At 66.5% G+C, this 263-nt stretch carries 1 protein-coding gene; it reads right to left on the reverse strand.

Annotated elements, in window-relative coordinates:
* Positions 1 to 263 (reverse strand): hypothetical protein (locus tag SB660_RS21415; protein WP_410584420.1); only part of this gene is annotated, 263 nt, incomplete at both ends.

Raw genomic sequence — 263 nt, forward strand, 5'->3', positions numbered from 1 at the left:
GCCACGATCGGGTCGATCACCGTAAGCCCGGCGAGGACCGTTTCCGGCGGGCCGCTGGCGTACGCCGTCTGGACGAGCCAGGCGCCGAGCATGGATCCCAACAGAAGTAGGACGAGAAGCGTTCCGAGGGCGAGCAAGTCTCCCGACAAGCTCACGACACGGCATGCCTCACCGCTCAGGCAGGCGATCACCTCACTCGCGACGATGTGAACCGCAGCCGCGACGGTACCGAATAAGACGCCGGCCGTGATGACGCGCGCGAG

The organism is Bacillus sp. SIMBA_005, assembly GCF_046535585.1.
GTDB classification, from domain to species: domain Bacteria; phylum Bacillota; class Bacilli; order Bacillales; family Bacillaceae; genus Bacillus; species Bacillus pumilus.